The following is a 16,595-nucleotide window of genomic DNA, read 5'->3' as shown; positions in this document are numbered from 1 at the left end:
CACGGGGTCCGTCGCGGTGGCACCATGGGGGTGGTCCGGGAGACGGCGGGGTCACCCTCCGCGGCACCCCGGCCAGCGGAGGGAAGAGTGCCCGTGGCCTCGAGCCAGCAGTTCACGCGGTCGCGCCGACCGGAGCCGGTGCTCATCACCGAGGCCGCCCCGAGCCTGACCGACCAGCAGGCAGCCCGGAAGCGGCGCTACGCCATGACCATGGCCATCCGTGGCCTGGCGCTGGTGCTGGCCGCCGTCTTCTACCAGGTCGTCTGGTTGATGGTCATCCTCGCCGTCCTCGGCACGGTGCTGCCGTGGATCGCCGTGGTGATGGCCAACGACCGGCCACCCAAGCCCAGGACCCGCCTCAAGGGCGTCGACGTGCGTCCCGACCGGGTCCTGGAGAACCCCGCCCGATCCGTGCGGATCATCGAGGGCTGAGCGTTCCGGCGGCGTCCGCCGGGGTGCCGCCCGATCGGCACCCGGAGCACGATCGATCCGGCCGAGACCACGGCGGGCAGCTCGTGCAGGGGCCGGCATCAGCGGGCGCCCGGGCGGCGCACCACCTCGGCCGCGCACGCCAGCCCGGCGTCCAGGGCCGCCGCGGGGGCGGCCCCTCGCGCACCCAGCCAGGCGTGCAGCAGCCCGGCCGCGAAGGCGTCACCGGCGCCCGTCGTGTCCACGACCGTCGCCGGCCGGGCGGGGCGGTGGACCACCTCGTCGCCGGCCACCCACAGCGCGCCGTCCGGCCCCAGGGTCACCACCGCGACCGGGTGCCGGGCAGCCAGCGCGCGCGCAGCGTCGGTCGGGTCCGGGCAGCCGGTGAGCAGCCGCGCCTCGTCGGCGTTGGGCAGCACCAGCGTCGCCCCCGCCGTGTCGGCCAGCCACCGGTCCACCCCGTAGCGGCGCAGCGGGCCGGACGACGCCGGGTCGACCGAGACGGTGCACCCGGCGCTCGTCGCCGCGCGCAGCGCCGCAACCCCGGCGTCGCGTGGCCCGGGGTCGAGCAGCGTGTAGCCCGACAGGTGCAGGTGCAGGTGCCCGCCCGGGACCGGAGCGGGCACGTCGGCCGGGCGCAGGACCAGATTGGCGCCGCGGTCGGCCAGCATGCTCCGCTGCCCGTCGCGATCGACGAGGCTGACGATCGTGCCCGTCGGAGCCCCCGGCACGGTGCGCAGCCGCAGCTCCACGCCGGCCGCCGAGAGCTCGGCGGCCAGTCCGGCCCCTGGGGAGTCGTCGCCGATGCAGCCGGCCAGCACCGTCGGCGTTCCCAGTCGGGCCAGGTGCGTGGCGACGTTCGCGCCGGCGCCCCCGCCGCGGCTGACGATCGAGGCCGGCCGGTCCGAGCCGGGCGCGGGCTCGCCCGACAGCACGACGACGACGTCGGTGGCCACGTCGCCGACGACGACGACGGGGGTGCGCACGGCCGCGGTCAGGCCGCGCGGGCGGCCAGCGCCGAGGCGATCCGGCCGGCGAGCTCCGCGTTGCGCAGCACCAGCCGGACGTTGACCGCCAGGGTGGCGCCCTCGCTGGCGCGGTGCAGGTGGTCGAGCAGGAACGGCGTGACGGTCTTGCCGCGCACCCCGGCGGCGTCGGCCGCCGCGAGCGCGTCGGCGATGACCCGGTCGTGCAGCACCGGGTCGAGCTGCTCGTCGGCCGGCAGCGGGTTGGCGACGACGACGGCGCCGGGGGCGAGCTGCCGGCGGGCGGCGAACACCGCGGCGGCCTGCTCGGCGTCGGCGACCGACCAGTCCAGCGTCGACCCGGAGTCGGCGACGTAGAAGCCCGGGAACGTGGTGGTGCGGTACCCGAGCACCGTCACCGAGAGCGACTCCAGCCGCTCCAGGGTCGCCGGGACGTCGAGGATCGACTTCACGCCGGCGCACACCAGGACCAGGGACGTGCGGGACAGCGCCGTCAGGTCGGCCGACTCGTCGAAGGTGCCGGCCGCCTGCCGGTGCACGCCGCCCAGCCCACCGGTGGCGAAGACGGCGATCCCGGCGGCCTCGGCCAGCAGCGCGGTGCTGGAGACGGTGGTGGCGCCGCTCAGCCCCAGGGCGGCGGCGACCGGCAGGTCCCGGACACCGAGCTTGGCCAGCTCGGGATCGGCGCAGACCCGGTCGACCTCGGCGGGCGTCAGGCCGACGTGCGGCACCCCGTCGAGGACGGCGATCGTGGCGGGGACGGCGCCGCCGGCGCGGACTGCGGCCTCGACGTCGTCGGCAGCCGCGCGGTTGTCCGGCCGGGGGAGGCCGTGGGCCAGCAGGGTGCTCTCCAGCGCGACGACGGGGCGGCCGTCGCGCAGGGCGCCGGCGACCTCGGGGGACAGGATCGGGCGGGGAGGGGTGGTCGCGGCGTGCACCCTGTCATCATGGTCGGCGGGTGCGGGAGCACGGCGGCGACCCCGGCCGCGCGGCCACCGCACGACTGGACCGTCGAGCAGGGAGCCCGCATGAGCAGCAGCGACATCCTCGAGCGGCCGGACGTCCGCGAGTCCGACACCGGCAACGCCAACGAGGTCTTCCACTACGTCAAGAAGAACAAGATCGCCGAGAGCGCCGTGATGGGCACGCTCGTCGAGGCCCTGTGCGGGGAGGTCTTCCCCGTGACCAAGACCCCCAAGCCCGGCAGCCCGGTGTGCCCGGCCTGCAAGGAGGTCTACGAGCAGCTCCGCAAGTAGGAGGACCCCGCTGCCCCCCACCGCTCGCAGGCTCGTGGCGGGACCCTGCAGCGGGGCCGACACCGTCCGGAGGACGACGGCGTCATCGCCCGCGGTGCGGTCCGGGAGGACCGCAGGGTCATCGTCACCGCAGCCCCAGCCGCCGGGCCTCGTCGTCGAGCTTGGCCTGGCGGCGGGCCCGGCGCCGCCGGTCGTGCCGGCTCAGCGGCGCCGGCCAGCGGGACTGGATCGTGGCGTTGAGCTCGGCGCCGAGCAGCACGGCCATGCCGAAGAAGAAGCAGAACAGCAGCGCGCCGATCGGTGCCGCGAGCGCTCCGTAGGGGAGGGCCGTGGTGAGGAAGTCGCCGATGTAGGCGCGCAGCAGCAGCGCGGCGAGCAGGAAGAACACCAGGCTGAGCAGTGCGCCGGGCAGATGCCGCCGCCACGGCAGCCGGTTCGGCAGGATCACGTGGAAGAAGCTGGTGAGCGCCAGCAGCAGCCCGATGACCACGATGGGCCAGTAGACGGCGTTGATCAGCGTCACCGTGGTGTTGCGCCAGTCCGGGGGCACCAGATCGGCCAGGGTGCCGCGGCCCAGCACCAGCAGCGGCAGGGTCAGCACCGCCAGCAGCAGCCCGACGACGAACAGCCACAGCGCCATGAGCCGGGTGCGGATCGGGCCGCGCACGTCCCGCTGGTCATAGGCGATGACCGTGGTGTTCATGAAGGTCGCCGTCGCCGAGGAGCCCGCCCACAGCGACAGCAGGAAGCCGAGGCTGACCACCTCGAGCCGGCCGGAGCCGAGGATGTCGGCCAAGGTGGGCCGCACCAGGCTGTCGACGACGTCGTCGGTGAGGACCTGCGACGACGCGTCGAGGAGCTGGTCCTCGATCATCCGGACGGCGTCGCCACCGATGATGTCGCCCAGGTAGCCCAGTGACCCGAGCAACCCGATGAGCAGCGGGGGCACGGAGAGGATCTGCCAGAACGCGGCCTCCGCCGACAGCCCGAGGATGCGGTCCTGCCAGGCCTTCGCCAGCGTCCGCCCGAGGACCTGCAGGGGCACCCGCAGCGGCGCCGGCCAGCGGCGCAGCCGGGACGGTGCGGGGACGTCGGCCCGCGTCGCGCCGCCTCCCGTGCCGGGGACGGCGTCCGGCTGCTCGTCCGCACCGGCCCGGGCGGGCGAGCCGCTGGGCAGGACGGCGCTCACCTGCACAGTGTGCATGGGAGCGCCGTCGCCGACGGGTGGGGGAGCCGCTGGCGGCACCCCGCCGGCCGGCCCGGTGGAGGGCGTCAGAGCGTCCGCGGACGGGCGGGGCGCCGCCCGCCGGTCGCCGGGGCGCCGCCGGGTGCGGTGCCCTCGGGACCGGCCGGAGGGGGTTCCTCCGGCACGCAGACGATGATCGGCTCGGCGGCGTAGCGGGTCTGGAAGTTCTCCCGCCTCAGCTCCGCTCCCGTGCTGAGGGCGCGGAACACCCGGGTGACGGTGATGTCGAAGCCGGTCGACCCCGACTGCGGCTCGCAGGTCGGGCTGGCCGGTTTCTCCTGTACCACCGGCTGGCGGAGGTTGTACCGGTCGCTGCTGATCGACTGGATCTCGTAGCGCTTGGTCCCGTAGAAGGTCACCGTGATCGTCCCCGGGGTCCACGCGGTGTCGACGTAGACGCCGGTGTCGCCGTCGTTGCGCCACTTGAGGTCGATCGAGTCGTAGTAGACCGTCGCCTCGCGGCCGGCCGGGTAGCGGCTGATGTAGTAGCTGTGCGGCTTGTGGAAGACGTCCTCGAGCCCGGCGAAGAAGACGGCGTTGAACATGGTGGTGGCGAACTGGCTGATGCCGCCGCCGACGGCGGTGGTGAACTCGCCGTTGTTGATGACCCCGGCCTCGACGTAGCCCTGCGCCAGGCCGCGCGGCCCGGTGAAGCCGTTCAGGCTGAAGGTCTCGCCGGGCATGATGATCGCGCCGTCGACCTCCTCGGCGACCACCCGGATGTTGGTCCCGCTGGCCGGGTTGCCGATGTTGGTGGTGAAGCTGGAGATCTGCTCGCGGATGCCGAGCGCCTCGGCCTCCGCGGTCGTGAACTCGGCGGGCACCGGGCCCAGTTCGGCGGTGACCGACCGCGGCGCCTCCTGGCTGAGCACCGGCAGCAGCTGCTCGACCAGGTGCGCCGGTGCGATGCCGGTCCCGTCGACCGACGGCACGACGCTGACCGAGCCGCCGGAGATCTCGAAGCGGGCGTCCTGTGCAGGGGTGCCGAACGCGCCGAGCTCGTCGCCGAGCGCGTCCTGCAGGGCCGCGGGGTCGAGGCCGACGGAGAGCTCGCCGTCGTCGGTCGGCGTGAAGGTGAGGGCGGTGGCGAGCGCCTCGACCGGCACCTCGGCGGAGGTGCTGCCGTCCTGGCTGACCACCTGCACCGGCGCCGCCAGGGCAGGCGTGACGGTCTCCTCGAGGACGCGCTGCGCCTCCTCGACGTCGACGGCCACGGGGATCACCTCGACGGGCAGCTCGATCGGCGTGCTCGGGTCCCCACCGGAGGCCAGCGCATCGGTGATCGCCTCGGCTGCGCCCTCCCGGTCGAGCGTCCGGCCGTCCACCGCCTCCACGACCGAGGGCGTGGTCCCCTCGATGGCGATGGTGGCGTCCTGCGGAGCTCGGTCGACCCGCGCGGCGATGCCCTCGATCTGCGCGTTGAGCGCCGTCTCCTCGCCGGTGATCACCGGCTCCACCTCGCGGTCGGCGACGAGGGTGACCAGCCGCGTCCAGGGGTTGAGCGGCTGCTCCTCGGCCGCGTCCACGGTGCGGGGCACGTCGAGGGTGATGCCCGCCGTGGCGGGGGAGAGGGTGGCCGTCACGTCGGCGGCGGTCACGGGGTGGTCGGCCACGACGCGGGGGGCGAGCTGCTCCTCCAGCCGCTGGGCCGCCGCCGCGGCGGAGAGCCCGCCGACGTCGACACCGGCGACGACGGTGTTCCGCGGCACCTCACCGGAGGCCGCGACCAGGTCCACGCCGTAGAGGGCGGCCAGCGCGGCCAGGACCCCGGCGGGCACCAGGGCTGCGCGGCGCCGCCACCAGGGGCCGCGAGGGCCGCCGTGGGCGTCCTGTCCCGACGGCGGGGGACCGGCGGCACCGGCGTCCTGGGGGGCCGGCTCGTGGGGCGCGGCGTCCGTGGCGTCGTGGTCGTCGACGGGAGGGACGACGGCGGTCCGTGCGCTGTCGTCGTCCGCCGCGGGTGCGTCCGCCTCCACCTCGATGCGGCCGCTGCCGGCAGCGTCGTCGTCCACCGGCTCCGAGCCGGTTGACGAGTCCTCGGCGGTGACCGCGGAGGCGGCAGGTGCGCCCCGCTGCCAGTCCCGCCCCACCGGACGGGTGTCGTCCGGCCCGGCCTCGTAGGCCGCCGGGACCGAGCCCGTGGGCGGTGGGGGCCCGTCGCCGGCGTCGGGACGCATGCGCACCGTCTCGTCGGGCGCGTGGTGCTGGGACATGGGGGTTTCCTCCGGTCGCCGCCGACCGGGAGTCCCCACAGACGACGGAGCCGCCGGCCCGGCGCCCGCACGAGGCGGGGCGTCGGACGCGGCGGCGTCGTCGGGTGAGGCGGTCATCGCGGGCGCGACGATAGCGCCTCTCTCACGCGGTTACGCGCTGCTCGCCCTCAGTGTCGATGATGTCGACGGCGATGTCACGCAGCTTGCCCTCGTACTCGCGGGCGTGGTGTCCGCAGAACACGAGGTCGCTGCCGTTGGCGAGCACGACACGGACCTTGGCAAGTGCGCCGCAGCGGTCGCAGTGGAAGGGCACGACCAGGTCGTCGGCGGCGGGGGTCGTCGTCAGCGTCTGGGTCATCTGGGTCATCACTCGCTCTCTACCGCACGGACCCGCGGCTGCGGATCGGCCTCCTGCACAGCGCCAGGATGGCCCCTCGGATTCCCGTTCCCGCCCGGTTCGTCACGGACTCGCCGAATGAGATGAGTCCGTAACACGCCGGGCGTGGGTGGAGCGGGTTTAGCAGGGGACGTCACTGGCTGGGACGGGTGGTGCACGTGCTGGTGATCATCTGCCGGACCGGTGGGTGACCGGTCCGACCGTGGGTCCGCTGCTGTTCTGACGGGTCCCACGCTACGCCGTCTACCCGATCGCGGTTGCGCAAACCGACCGAACGGCCCGATCCGGGGACATCGTGACCCGGCCGCAACCGGATCGTCGGTCCGATCCCGGCGTTCCGCAGCAGACCGACGACGGCGTCCCGCCTGACGGATCTTCTTCTAGATCGACATGCGAGCCGCGGTGATCGTGTGTTGTTGTGACCTGGTTCACAGCCCCACCTCGAGGAGAAGCCATGCGAAGGACCGCCCGTAACACCGCCATCGCCCTGGCCGCCAGTGCCGCCCTGGTCGGCGCGACCGCGTCGACGGCCGCAGCCCAGCCGCAGCAGCGGGGCCTGGTCAACGTCAACGTCTCCGAGATCGACGTAGAGACGGGCGACATCCTCAGCAACATCCTCAACGAGAACAACGTGGCAGTCGGTGTCGCGGCCAACCTCGTGGCGCAGGTGTGCCCGGCCCTCAGCGTGGGGAACGTGGCCGTCCTGGCCACGCAGGCGGTCCGGGGCGGATCGGTGGACCAAGACGTCGACTGCGACAGCGACGGCGACCAGGAGACCAACCTGACCTTCGACCAGGTCACCTGATCGGCTGAGCGACGAGGGGCGTCCCGGCATCTGCCGGGACGCCCCTTGGTCGTTCCCGTTCCCAGCTGTCCGTCAGTCGAGGTAGTCGCGCAGCACCTGCGAGCGGCTGGGGTGGCGCAGCTTCGACATCGTCTTCGACTCGATCTGGCGGATCCGCTCACGGGTCACGCCGTAGACCTGCCCGATCTCGTCGAGGGTGCGCGGCTGGCCGTCGGTGAGGCCGAAGCGCAGCCGGACCACGCCGGCCTCCCGCTCGGAGAGGGTCTGCAGCACGCTGGTCAGCTGGTCCTGCATCAGGGTGAAGCTGACCGCGTCGACGGCGACGACCGCCTCGGAGTCCTCGATGAAGTCGCCGAGCTGGCTGTCACCCTCGTCACCGATCGTCTGGTCGAGGCTGATGGGCTCCCGGGCGTACTGCTGGATCTCCAGCACCTTGTCCGGGGTGATGTCCATCTCCTTGGCCAGCTCCTCCGGGGTGGGCTCGCGGCCCAGGTCCTGGAGCAGCTCGCGCTGGATGCGGCCGAGCTTGTTGATGACCTCCACCATGTGCACCGGGATGCGGATGGTGCGGGCCTGATCGGCCATGGCGCGGGTGATCGCCTGCCGGATCCACCAGGTGGCGTACGTGGAGAACTTGTAGCCCTTGGTGTAGTCGAACTTCTCGACCGCGCGGATGAGACCGAGGTTGCCCTCCTGGATCAGGTCCAGGAACGCCATGCCGCGGCCGGTGTAGCGCTTGGCCAGGGAGACCACGAGGCGGAGGTTGGCCTCCAGCAGGTGGTTCTTGGCGCGCTCGCCGTCGCGGACGATCCAGTTGAGGTCGCGGCGCATCTGCGGGGAGAGCTTCTGGCCCTCCTCCTCGACCTGGCGCAGCCGCTCGGCGCCGTAGAGACCGGCCTCGATGCGCTTGGCGAGGTCGACCTCCTCCTCGGCGTTGAGAAGGGCGACCTTGCCGATTTGCTTGAGGTAGGCGCGGACGGAGTCGGCCGACGCGGTGAGCTCGGCGTCCTTGCGGGCCTGTCGCAGGGCCTCGGACTCCTCCTCCTCGTCCCACTCGAAATTGGTGCCGCCCTCGGTGGTCTCCTCCTCGGCTGTGACCTCGACGCCGTCCTTGCCGGTGACGACCGTCTCGTCGAGCTTCAGGCCCTCGGAGCCTGCGTCGATGACGGCGACAGCGCCCTCCTCGGTGGCGACGGCAGTCAGCACCGCACCCTCGCCGGTGCCCGGGGACGGGGTGATCGTCGGCTTGGCGCGGCCCTTGGCGCCGGCGGCCTTGGCCGGTGCCTTCTTCCGTGCGGCGGCCGGCTCGGCGGCCGACTTCTTGGCACGGGTACCGGCTGCGGCCGTCCTGGCGCGCGGGGTGCTCGCTGCGGCTGCTTCCGGTGCTGGCTGATCGGCGGGCACTCAGGTTCCTTCCCGTGCTGGGTTCGTTCCCCGGGGGACCGTGTGGTCCTCGGGCAGCGGCTCCGGCCTGCGCCCTGGAGTGGGTGGGGACCCGGCGAACCGGCGCGGCGTTTGGCCACGATCCAGTCGGGGAATCCCTCCCGGCTGAAGGGCGACGGGCTGGGGCTTCACCATTGTAACGACGTCGCCGGTCGAGACCAGCGCCTCGGATCGGAGCGCATCGCTCCGACGGGGCGAACGGACCGCCCCGGCAGGTGAGGCATACCGGCCGGTCAGGGCTCGAAGTGCTCGGCCGCGGCCAGAGCGGCCCCGACGATGCCGGCGTCGTTCTGCAGTTCCGCGGGCACCACCGGGGTGCGGGTGCTCAGCAGCGGCACCCACTTGTGCGCCTTCTTGCTCACCCCGCCGCCGACGATGATCAGGTCCGGCCACAGGCCCGCTTCCAGGACGTCGAGATAGCGGTCGACCCGCTGCGCCCACTCGGGGTAGCTGAGCTCCTCCCGCTCGCGCGCGGCCGCAGAGGCCCGCCGCTCGCCGTCCTCGCCGTCGACCTGGATGTGCCCGAACTCGGTGTTCGGCACCAGCTGCCCGTCGACGAAGAGGGCGCTGCCGATGCCGGTGCCGAACGTGAGCATGAGCACCACGCCGCGGCGGTCGCGGCCCGCGCCGTAGCGCATCTCGGCGATGCCGGCGGCGTCGGCGTCGTTGAGCGTCTCCACCGAGCCGGGGATGCGCTGGGAGAGCCCGGCGTCGACGTCGGTGCCGATCCAGCTCTTCTCCACGTTGGCCGCCGTGTGCGCCACCCCGGACTTCATCACCCCCGGGAACGTGACGCCCACCCGGCCGGTCCAGCCGAAGGCGTCCACGATCTGCGCCACGACGTCGTAGACCGGCTCGGGCAGCGAGGGCTGCGGCGTCTCGATGCGCAGTCGTTCGCCGACGAGCCGCCCCTCGTCCAGGTCGACCAGGCACCCCTTGATGCCGCTGCCGCCGATGTCCACTCCGAAGCCCTGCACGACGACAGGTTAGTGAGCGGCGCCACCGGCCCGGGCACCACTGGGGCAGGATGCCGGTCATGGCCTCTCCCCGGACCGGCGGAGCACCCGCTCCCGAGCCCGCCGCGCTGCTCGCCCTCGCCGTGGCGGCCGCCCGCGAGGCGGCTGTCCTCGTGGCCCGTGGGCGGGACACGGCGGCCGAGCACGTCAGCACCAAGTCCAGCCCGGTGGACGTCGTGACGGCGGTGGACGCGGCCAGCGAGGAGCTGCTGGTCCGGCGCCTCCTGGGAAGTCGCCCCGACGACGGCGTGCTGGGGGAGGAAGGTGCCGCCCGTGCGGGCACCAGCGGCGTCCGCTGGATCGTCGACCCGATCGACGGCACCGTGAACTTCCTCTACGACGTCCCCGCGTACGCGATCTCGATCGCCGCCGAGGTCGACGGCATCGTGCGGGCCGGTGTGGTGCTCGTCGTGGCGACGGGGGAGCTGTTCACCGCGACGACCGGCGGTGGGGCGTGGCTGGCGGCGCCGGGGCGCCCGGTGCGGCGGCTGGAGGTCAACCGCCCCGAGTCGCTGGACCGCACGCTGGTGGCGACGGGCTTCGGCTACCGGGTGGAGCAGCGGGTTGCCCAGGGCGCGGTCGTGGCCCGGCTGCTGCCGCGGGTGCGCGACATCCGGCGCTCCGGCAGCGCCGCCTTCGACCTGTGCGCGCTGGCCGCCGGGCGCGTCGACGCGTACTACGAGCTCGGCCTGAACGTGTGGGACCACGCGGCCGGGGTCCTGGTGGCTGCGGAGGCCGGTGCGGTCGTCACCGGGCTGCCCGGCACGCCGGTCGGCGAGCCGATGGTGGTCGCCGTCGCCCCGTCGGTCGCGGAGCCGTTCCTCGCCCTGCTGGCCGAGCTGCACCGCTGAGCCGGTCGCGCGGTCAGCAGCCGGCGGACGCGTCCTCCGCGCCGGCGAGGGCCTCGGCCACCTGCTCCGGGGTCGCCAGGCTGTCCGGGAAGACGAACTCCGGGCCCAGCACCAGGTCGACCACGGCGGTGGCCCGGGTGTCGGGGTAGTCGCCGGCCCCGGGCATGTGGACGGCGAGGAAGCGGGCCGCGTCCCGGCCGGGGGATCCGTGCCGCACCTCCCCGACGCCCTCGACCTCGCGGCTGGTCGGGTCGTTGGCGATCTCGCTCACGGTGAACCCGCGGGCCGCGAGGTCGTCGGCGACCTTCTGCGCGAGCCCCGCCTCATCGGTGGAGTTGAACACGCGCACCGAGATGGTGGCGGGATCCAGCGACGGGGGCGCGGCCTCCGCCGTCGAGCAGGCGGCCGCCTCCGCGGCCTGCCGCTCGCGGTCCTGCCGGATGACCGTCCACCACACCGCCCCAGCGGCCAGCGCCAGCACGAGCAGGAAGATCAGCGGCGGGAGCGGCCGACGACCACTGCGCGGGCGCACCGGAGGGCGGACGGTGCGCTCGGTCACGGTGATGCTCCTCGGCGAGGACCCGGCAGGCGTGGCCCCACCGGGCCCGATGGGGGCCGGTGGAGCCAGCGTCCTGGTGCGGACAGCTGTCGTCTGAGCTTAGGGGCGGCGGACCGGACTAGATCACATCGTCGTCCAGCGCGGCGCGTCCCAGCTCCACGCAGGGGCCGATCCGCTCGGCGTAGCCGCTGGTGTCCTTGCCCGCCATCGCGCCGGCGGCGGAACGGGCCAGGATGCCGGCGATGATCGCGGCGAACTTGAAGAACCCGAATGCGAGGTACCAGTTCAGCTCCGACAGGTCGGTGCCGGTGACGGTCGCATACCGCTCGGCGACCTCCCGGCGCGTCGGGAAACCGGGCAGCGCGGTGACCGGGCTCTGCGTGGACGGGCGGTCCTCGCCGGCCTCCGGCCAGTAGACGAGCATCATCCCGAGGTCGGTGAGCGGATCGCCGAGCGTGGACATCTCCCAGTCCAGGACCGCGGCGATCCGGCCCGGGGTGTCCGGGTCGAGCAGGCAGTTGTCCAGGCGGTAGTCGCCGTGGGTGATCCCGGGCCGCTGGGTGTCCGGCACCGTCTCGGCCAGGCGTGCGGCCAGCGCGTCCAGGTCCGGGCGGTCGCGGTCGCGGGTGGCCTCCCACTGCGTCGTCCAGCGGCGCACCTGCCGGGCGAGGAAACCCTCCGGGCGGCCGAAGTCCGCCAGCCCCACGGCCGCGGGGTCGACGCCGTGCAGCGCCCCGAGGGTGTCCACCAGGGCGTCGCCGATCGCCCGCCGCTGCTCCGGGGCGTCGGCGTAGCCCGCGGGCATCTCACGGGTGACGTGCACGCCCACGACCCGCTCCATCACGTAGAAGGGCGCACCGAGCACCTCGGTGTCGGTGCACAGGTGCAGCGTGCGGGGTACCGGCACGGGCGTGGGCTCCAGCGCGGAGATCACCCGGTGCTCGCGTGCCATGTCGTGCGCGGTGGCCAGCACCGCACCCGTCGGAGGCCGCCGGAGGATGACCGCGGCGTCGGCCGGGCCGCCCTCCGGGGTCACCACGTAGGTGAGGTTGGACATCCCTGCCGCGATCAGCTCGATCCGCACCGATCGCCATCGCTCGTCCCCGAGCGCGGTGGCCAGGTAGGGCCCTACGACGGCTGGATCGGCACCCGGGGAAGTCGACACCGGCGCAGGGTAACCTCTGGCGCTCCGCAGCCGCCCGCCCGTTCCCGGCCCGATGTGTCACCTCTGCGGAGGCGGGCACAAATCGGGGCCGTGCGGCGTTGGCGGGCTGCCGGCCCCGACGTGAGGAGGAGCCGGCAGCGTGGACGGGCGCCGCGCCAGCGGGCTGCCCCCACACCGACCCACCGGTCGCCCACCGGCGACCGGCCAGGACGACGACGTACCCCGCGCCGCGTCAGACGAGCGGGCACGACGCCCGCGACAACCCCGGAGGAGGGGCACACCCCATGGCCACCGACTACGACGCCCCGCGCCGCAACGAGACCGACGAGCTCGGCGAGGACTCGCTCGAGGAGCTCAAGGCGCGGCGGGCCGAGGCGCAGTCCTCGTCGGTCGACGTCGACGAGACCGACTTCAACGAGAACCTCGAGCTCCCCGGCGCCGACCTCTCGAACGAGGAGCTCACGGTCCGCGTCCTGCCCAAGCAGGAGGACGAGTTCACCTGCTCGCGCTGCTTCCTGGTGCAGCACCGCAGCCGCCTGGCCGCCACCCGCGGTGACCAGGTGTTCTGCCGCGACTGCGCCTGAGAGACGACCCCCTGCCCCCACCGCTCGCGGGCTCGCGGCGGGACCTCGCAGGAGGCCACCACAGGAGGGACGACCGATGACCGAGGGGTCGCGCACCGGCACGCCACGCGACGTCCCGCCCCCGCGCCCGGTGCCCGCACCGGCCGGGGCGCCGCCGGCGGAGGACGGGCCGCTGGCCCGCGCCGGCCGCGCCGTCGCCGAAGCGGTCGCCGGGCTCACCGGGACCGGGTCCGACCGGTCCCCGGTCGGCGGCCTGCGGGACGTCCTGGGTGCCGTGGCCGGCGCCTTCGGCGGCGGCCACGGCAGCACCGGCCCGTCGGCCCCCCGCCCCGCGGCGGGCACGTCCGCCGGCGACCACGCGGTCCCCGGCGACGCCCGCAACCCCGGCGCCCTGCTCGGCGACCTGCTGGCCGCGGCGGTGCCCCGGCTGCCGATCCGGGACCGCGCGCGCCTGCGGGCTGCCCACCCCGGGGCGTCGGACACGGAGATCGCCGAGGCCCTCGTCCAGCGCACGGCTCGCATGACGTCGGCGATCGGTGCGGCCACCGGCGGGCTGTCGGCCGCGCACTGGTTCGCGCCGCCGTCCCTGCTGGCCGTCCCGCTGGAGCTGGGCGCGGAGACGGTCCTCGTCGCCGCCGTCGAGGTGGTGCTCATCGGTGAGCTGCACGAGCTCCACGGGCGGCCGGCGCCCGGTGACGCTGCCGAACGGGCCCACGCCTACCTCCGCAGCTGGTCCGACCAGCGCGCCGTCACCGGCCCCGGCGCGGCCGACCTGGGCTCCCTGCTGGGCACCGCGGGGCTGCGCGCCCTCCGGCGGCGGATGACGCGGCGGCTGGCCGGCGCGGTGCCCTCGGCGGCGCCCTTCCTGGTCGGCGCGGCGCTCGCCGGGCGGGTCAACCGCCGGGCGACCGAGACCCTGGCCCGCCGGGTCCTCGGCGACCTGCGCCGTCCACCCGCGTAGCCGGCCGGGCCGAGGCCTCCCTGCGGGCCCCGCCCCGAACGTGCGAGGGGTAGGGGGCAGGGAGGTCCTTATAGGGTCGCCGGCGTGCCCGAACCCTCCGCCGAGCTGGACGTGCCCGTCCTGCTGACCGCGCCCGACGGCGCGGTGCCGCGCTACGCGCTGCCCGGGGACGCCGGCGCCGACCTCACGGCCTCCGAGGACGTCGAGCTGGCCCCCTTCGAGCGACGGCTCGTGGGCACCGGGGTCGCGGTCGCGATCCCGGAAGGCTACGCCGGCTTCGTGCACCCCCGTTCGGGGTTGGCGCACCGGCTCGGGCTGAGCATGGTGAACGCCCCCGGGACCATCGACTCGGGGTACCGGGGCGAGATCATGGTCAACCTCATCAACCTGGACCCGGCGGCGCCGCTGCGGCTCGCCCGCGGGGACCGCATCGCGCAGCTGGTGGTGCAGCCGGTGGTCCGGGCACGGTTCGTGCCGGTGCCCGCGCTCCCCGCCAGCGCCCGCGGCGAGGGCGGGCACGGCTCCACCGGCGGGCACGGGGCCGCGGCACCCGGGTCCTCCGGCACATCAGCACTCGAGGGGCGGAACTGACATGCCGTTCGGACGGCGGCGCAATCGCATCGACCGCAGCCTGCGCGAGCGGGGCGTGCCCCCGGAACCGCAGCAGCGGATCCGGGACGTCGAGGAGACCACCGGCCCCTGGGACGAGGCCGACGCCCCCGACGACGGGCTGGCCCGCATCGACCTGGGGGCGATCCGGCTCCCGGCGCTCCCCGGCATGGACCTGCGGGTGGAGCTCAACCAGCAGCAGAAGGTGATCGCCGCAACCCTGCGGCACGGCGGTTCGCTGCTCCAGGTCGCCGCGTTCGCCGCGCCCCGCGCGGCCGGCATCTGGGACGACGTCCGCGTCGAGCTGGCGCGGACCGCCTCCGGTCAGGGCGCGTCCCTGCGCGAGGTCGCGGGGCCGTTCGGCATCGAGCTGAGCGGCACGGTCGTCAGCGCGCCCCCGGTCCGGCCAGGTCAGCCGGCCCAGCCGCCGGTGCGGCGGCCGGCCCGGTTCCTCGGCGTCGACGGCCCGCGGTGGTTCCTGCGCGGGCTGCTCAGCGGATCGGCGGCCGCCGGTGCCGAGGCGGAGGCCCGGGCGCTGGAGACGGCGTTCCGCGGCATCGTCGTCGTCCGGGGCAGCGAGCCCATGCCGGTGCGCGAGCCGCTGCCGCTCGCCCTGCCCCCGCAGGCTGCGGCGCAGCTGGCCGCGCAGCAGGCGGCGGCCCAGGGCCAGCAGCCACCCACCGGCGGGTCCGCCGGCGGGCCGGCCTGACCGACCCGACGGAGGGAACACCCGTGCGCGCCCCCGTGCCCTGCCGCCCGCACTACGCTGGTTCCGTGACGGAGACCCGACCGGCGGGCTGGTGGTCGCGCACGTTGCAGCGACTCACCGCCGACGACCACACCATCGACGCCCAGGAACTGCGCGCCGGGACTGCCAGCGCCGGTTGCGAGCCGGTCAGCTCCTGCCGCAAGGGGGCGGTGGTCACGGTGACCGGGCGCCTGAAGTCGGTCGTCTACACGCCTCGCGAGACCGTGCCGACGCTGGAGGCCGAGCTGTTCGACGGCTCGGGTTCGGTGACGCTGGTCTGGCTGGGACGGCGGCGCATCGCGGGCATCGAGCCCGGCCGCTCGCTGACCGCCCGCGGCCGGTTCGCCGCCTTCGACGGCCGCCAGGTCATCTACAACCCCTGGTACGAGCTGAGCGCCGGCTGACCGGCGGCGGGCAGCCGCCCGCGTTGCGCACGCCAGGTCAGCGAGCAGGGGGGACGAGGGTGACCGCAGCGGGTCCGCCGGCCGACGGCGAGCAGGAGCGCCCGGCCGGCGCCGACACGGACGCCCCCGCGTCGCTGTTCGACCGGGAGACGCTGCTGGCGCAGCTCGGCGGCTGGCGCGGCATGGTCGACGTGACGCTGCCCACGGTCGCCTTCGTGGTGGCCAACGGCGTCGCCGGGCTGCGCACCGGGATCTGGGCGGCGGTCGCGGCAGCGGTCGCCGTCTTCGTCCTGCGGCTGTCCCGCCGCGAGAGCACCCAGCAGGCGGTCAGTGGTCTGTTCGGCGTGGCCGTCGCGGTGGCCATCGCCGCGGTGTCCGGCGAGGCCCGCAACTTCTACGCGCCGGGCATCATCCGCAACGCCGTCATCGGCGTGGTGCTCCTGGGTTCGGTGCTGGTCCGCTGGCCCCTGGTCGGAGTCGCCGCCGAGTTCCTGGCACCCAGCCACCTCGGCAGCCTCTCCTCCGGCGCCATCCCGGGGTTGCGCGGGGGAGCGGCACCGGCCACCAGGCCGGTGGGCGACCCGCTCGGCGCGGCGCCGACGGCCGGGTCGGCACCCCAGCTGCACTGGCGGGAGGACCGGCGGATGCTCCGGGCGTACTCCTGGCTCACCGTGCTCTGGGCCGGCACCTTCCTGCTGCGGGTCGCGGTGCAGGGCCCGCTGTACCTCGCTGACGAGGAGGACCTGCTCGGCCTGGCGTCCGTCGCGCTCGGCCTGCCGGTGACCGCCGTCGCGCTCCTCGTGACCCTCTGGGTCGTGTCGCGGCTGCACCGCCACCGGGCGCCGGGTCCGCCGGCCGCCTGAGAAGGGACCCCGTCCTCCTCACCCCTCGCACGCTCGGGGCGAGCCTCCGGACGGGGCCGT

General features: G+C 74.7%; 19 protein-coding genes. 10 read left to right on the top strand and 9 right to left on the bottom strand.

The features are described 5' to 3' along the window. Positions 1 to 93 precede the first annotated feature (93 nt). Positions 94 to 432, top strand: coding sequence for a DUF3099 domain-containing protein (locus ACI791_RS14325; RefSeq protein ID WP_456586645.1), 339 nt, complete (start codon positions 94 to 96; stop codon positions 430 to 432). A gap of 98 nt (positions 433 to 530) precedes the next feature. Here the strand turns inward: ACI791_RS14325 and ACI791_RS14320 are convergent, their stop codons facing one another. Beyond that, a complete protein-coding gene (locus ACI791_RS14320) occupies positions 531 to 1,415 on the bottom strand; it encodes a carbohydrate kinase family protein (protein ID WP_456586644.1) in 885 nt (294 codons plus the stop codon). Positions 1,416 to 1,423: 8 nt separating this feature from the next. After that, the gene (locus tag ACI791_RS14315) at positions 1,424 to 2,353 is read right to left on the bottom strand and encodes a pseudouridine-5'-phosphate glycosidase (RefSeq protein WP_456586643.1); all 930 of its coding nucleotides are present in this window, start codon (positions 2,351 to 2,353) and stop codon (positions 1,424 to 1,426) included. A 90-nt stretch (positions 2,354 to 2,443) separates the two neighbouring features. Here ACI791_RS14315 and ACI791_RS14310 point away from each other — a divergent pair, with 90 nt between their 5' ends. Further along, complete coding sequence (locus ACI791_RS14310) at positions 2,444 to 2,671, top strand: DUF3039 domain-containing protein (protein WP_347057261.1); 228 nt, start codon at positions 2,444 to 2,446, stop codon at positions 2,669 to 2,671. A gap of 124 nt (positions 2,672 to 2,795) precedes the next feature. Here ACI791_RS14310 and ACI791_RS14305 read toward each other — a convergent pair whose 3' ends face one another. The 3 genes from ACI791_RS14305 to ACI791_RS14295 form a co-directional block, all read right to left on the bottom strand. Further along, on the bottom strand, positions 2,796 to 3,860 hold the full coding sequence (locus ACI791_RS14305; protein WP_456586642.1) for a YihY/virulence factor BrkB family protein: 1,065 nt from the start codon (positions 3,858 to 3,860) through the stop codon (positions 2,796 to 2,798). Positions 3,861 to 3,943: 83 nt separating this feature from the next. Next, the gene (locus ACI791_RS14300) at positions 3,944 to 6,130 is read right to left on the bottom strand and encodes a VanW family protein (protein WP_456586641.1); all 2,187 of its coding nucleotides are present in this window, start codon (positions 6,128 to 6,130) and stop codon (positions 3,944 to 3,946) included. A 142-nt stretch (positions 6,131 to 6,272) separates the two neighbouring features. After that, positions 6,273 to 6,497, bottom strand: a complete 225-nt coding sequence (locus ACI791_RS14295) for a DUF7455 domain-containing protein (RefSeq protein WP_091930645.1) — start codon at positions 6,495 to 6,497, stop codon at positions 6,273 to 6,275. 484 nt (positions 6,498 to 6,981) lie between these two features. Here ACI791_RS14295 and ACI791_RS14290 point away from each other — a divergent pair, with 484 nt between their 5' ends. Next, a complete protein-coding gene (locus ACI791_RS14290; RefSeq protein WP_456586640.1) occupies positions 6,982 to 7,332 on the top strand; it encodes a hypothetical protein in 351 nt (116 codons plus the stop codon). A 72-nt stretch (positions 7,333 to 7,404) separates the two neighbouring features. Here the strand turns inward: ACI791_RS14290 and ACI791_RS14285 are convergent, their stop codons facing one another. Both ACI791_RS14285 and ppgK read right to left on the bottom strand, forming a co-directional pair. Continuing rightward, positions 7,405 to 8,736 (bottom strand): RNA polymerase sigma factor, encoded by a 1,332-nt coding sequence (locus tag ACI791_RS14285; protein WP_456586639.1) that lies wholly within the window; start codon positions 8,734 to 8,736, stop codon positions 7,405 to 7,407. Between the two features lie 272 nt (positions 8,737 to 9,008). Then, positions 9,009 to 9,752, bottom strand: a complete 744-nt coding sequence (gene ppgK, locus ACI791_RS14280; protein WP_456586638.1) for a polyphosphate--glucose phosphotransferase — start codon at positions 9,750 to 9,752, stop codon at positions 9,009 to 9,011. Positions 9,753 to 9,811: 59 nt separating this feature from the next. Between ppgK and ACI791_RS14275 the strand changes: the two genes are divergently transcribed. After that, positions 9,812 to 10,642 carry an inositol monophosphatase family protein gene (locus ACI791_RS14275; RefSeq protein ID WP_456586637.1) on the top strand — a complete coding sequence of 277 codons (831 nt, stop codon included), beginning with the start codon at positions 9,812 to 9,814 and terminating at the stop codon, positions 10,640 to 10,642. A gap of 13 nt (positions 10,643 to 10,655) precedes the next feature. Here the strand turns inward: ACI791_RS14275 and ACI791_RS14270 are convergent, their stop codons facing one another. Then, a complete protein-coding gene (locus ACI791_RS14270; RefSeq protein WP_456586636.1) occupies positions 10,656 to 11,201 on the bottom strand; it encodes a LytR C-terminal domain-containing protein in 546 nt (181 codons plus the stop codon). Between the two features lie 118 nt (positions 11,202 to 11,319). Then, entirely contained in the window at positions 11,320 to 12,366 is a 1,047-nt protein-coding gene (locus ACI791_RS14265; protein WP_456586635.1) for a phosphotransferase family protein, read from the bottom strand. Positions 12,367 to 12,650: 284 nt separating this feature from the next. Between ACI791_RS14265 and ACI791_RS14260 the strand changes: the two genes are divergently transcribed. From ACI791_RS14260 to ACI791_RS14235, 6 genes are all read left to right on the top strand, one after another. Further along, positions 12,651 to 12,950, top strand: a complete 300-nt coding sequence (locus ACI791_RS14260; RefSeq protein ID WP_269193554.1) for a DUF4193 domain-containing protein — start codon at positions 12,651 to 12,653, stop codon at positions 12,948 to 12,950. A 76-nt stretch (positions 12,951 to 13,026) separates the two neighbouring features. After that, the gene (locus tag ACI791_RS14255) at positions 13,027 to 13,911 is read left to right on the top strand and encodes a hypothetical protein (RefSeq protein WP_456586634.1); all 885 of its coding nucleotides are present in this window, start codon (positions 13,027 to 13,029) and stop codon (positions 13,909 to 13,911) included. A gap of 84 nt (positions 13,912 to 13,995) precedes the next feature. Further along, a complete protein-coding gene (dut, locus tag ACI791_RS14250; RefSeq protein WP_456586633.1) occupies positions 13,996 to 14,502 on the top strand; it encodes a dUTP diphosphatase in 507 nt (168 codons plus the stop codon). Position 14,503: 1 nt separating this feature from the next. Then, a complete protein-coding gene (locus ACI791_RS14245) occupies positions 14,504 to 15,229 on the top strand; it encodes a DUF3710 domain-containing protein (RefSeq protein WP_456586632.1) in 726 nt (241 codons plus the stop codon). Positions 15,230 to 15,294: 65 nt separating this feature from the next. Beyond that, positions 15,295 to 15,672 (top strand): OB-fold nucleic acid binding domain-containing protein, encoded by a 378-nt coding sequence (locus tag ACI791_RS14240; RefSeq protein ID WP_347057249.1) that lies wholly within the window; start codon positions 15,295 to 15,297, stop codon positions 15,670 to 15,672. A 59-nt stretch (positions 15,673 to 15,731) separates the two neighbouring features. Next, on the top strand, positions 15,732 to 16,535 hold the full coding sequence (locus tag ACI791_RS14235) for a DUF3159 domain-containing protein (RefSeq protein WP_456586631.1): 804 nt from the start codon (positions 15,732 to 15,734) through the stop codon (positions 16,533 to 16,535). Positions 16,536 to 16,595 lie beyond the last annotated feature (60 nt).

The sequence above is a fragment of the Blastococcus sp. SYSU DS0973 genome, from assembly GCF_054051055.1.
The sequence above is the reverse complement of the archived record's forward strand: the minus strand, read 5'-3'. Positions and strand labels throughout refer to the sequence as shown.

Bases quoted from the DNA above. Each gene is read 5' to 3' on its own strand.
- ACI791_RS14310 (WP_347057261.1), top strand. From the start codon at position 2,444: ATGAGCAGCAGCGACATCCTCGAGCGGCCGGACGTCCGCGAGTCCGAC.
- ACI791_RS14300 (WP_456586641.1), bottom strand. From the start codon at position 6,130: ATGTCCCAGCACCACGCGCCCGACGAGACGGTGCGCATGCGTCCCGAC.
- ACI791_RS14295 (WP_091930645.1), bottom strand. From the start codon at position 6,497: ATGACCCAGATGACCCAGACGCTGACGACGACCCCCGCCGCCGACGAC.
- ACI791_RS14290 (WP_456586640.1), top strand. From the start codon at position 6,982: ATGCGAAGGACCGCCCGTAACACCGCCATCGCCCTGGCCGCCAGTGCC.
- ACI791_RS14275 (WP_456586637.1), top strand. From the start codon at position 9,812: ATGGCCTCTCCCCGGACCGGCGGAGCACCCGCTCCCGAGCCCGCCGCG.
- ACI791_RS14260 (WP_269193554.1), top strand. From the start codon at position 12,651: ATGGCCACCGACTACGACGCCCCGCGCCGCAACGAGACCGACGAGCTC.
- ACI791_RS14255 (WP_456586634.1), top strand. From the start codon at position 13,027: ATGACCGAGGGGTCGCGCACCGGCACGCCACGCGACGTCCCGCCCCCG.
- ACI791_RS14245 (WP_456586632.1), top strand. From the start codon at position 14,504: ATGCCGTTCGGACGGCGGCGCAATCGCATCGACCGCAGCCTGCGCGAG.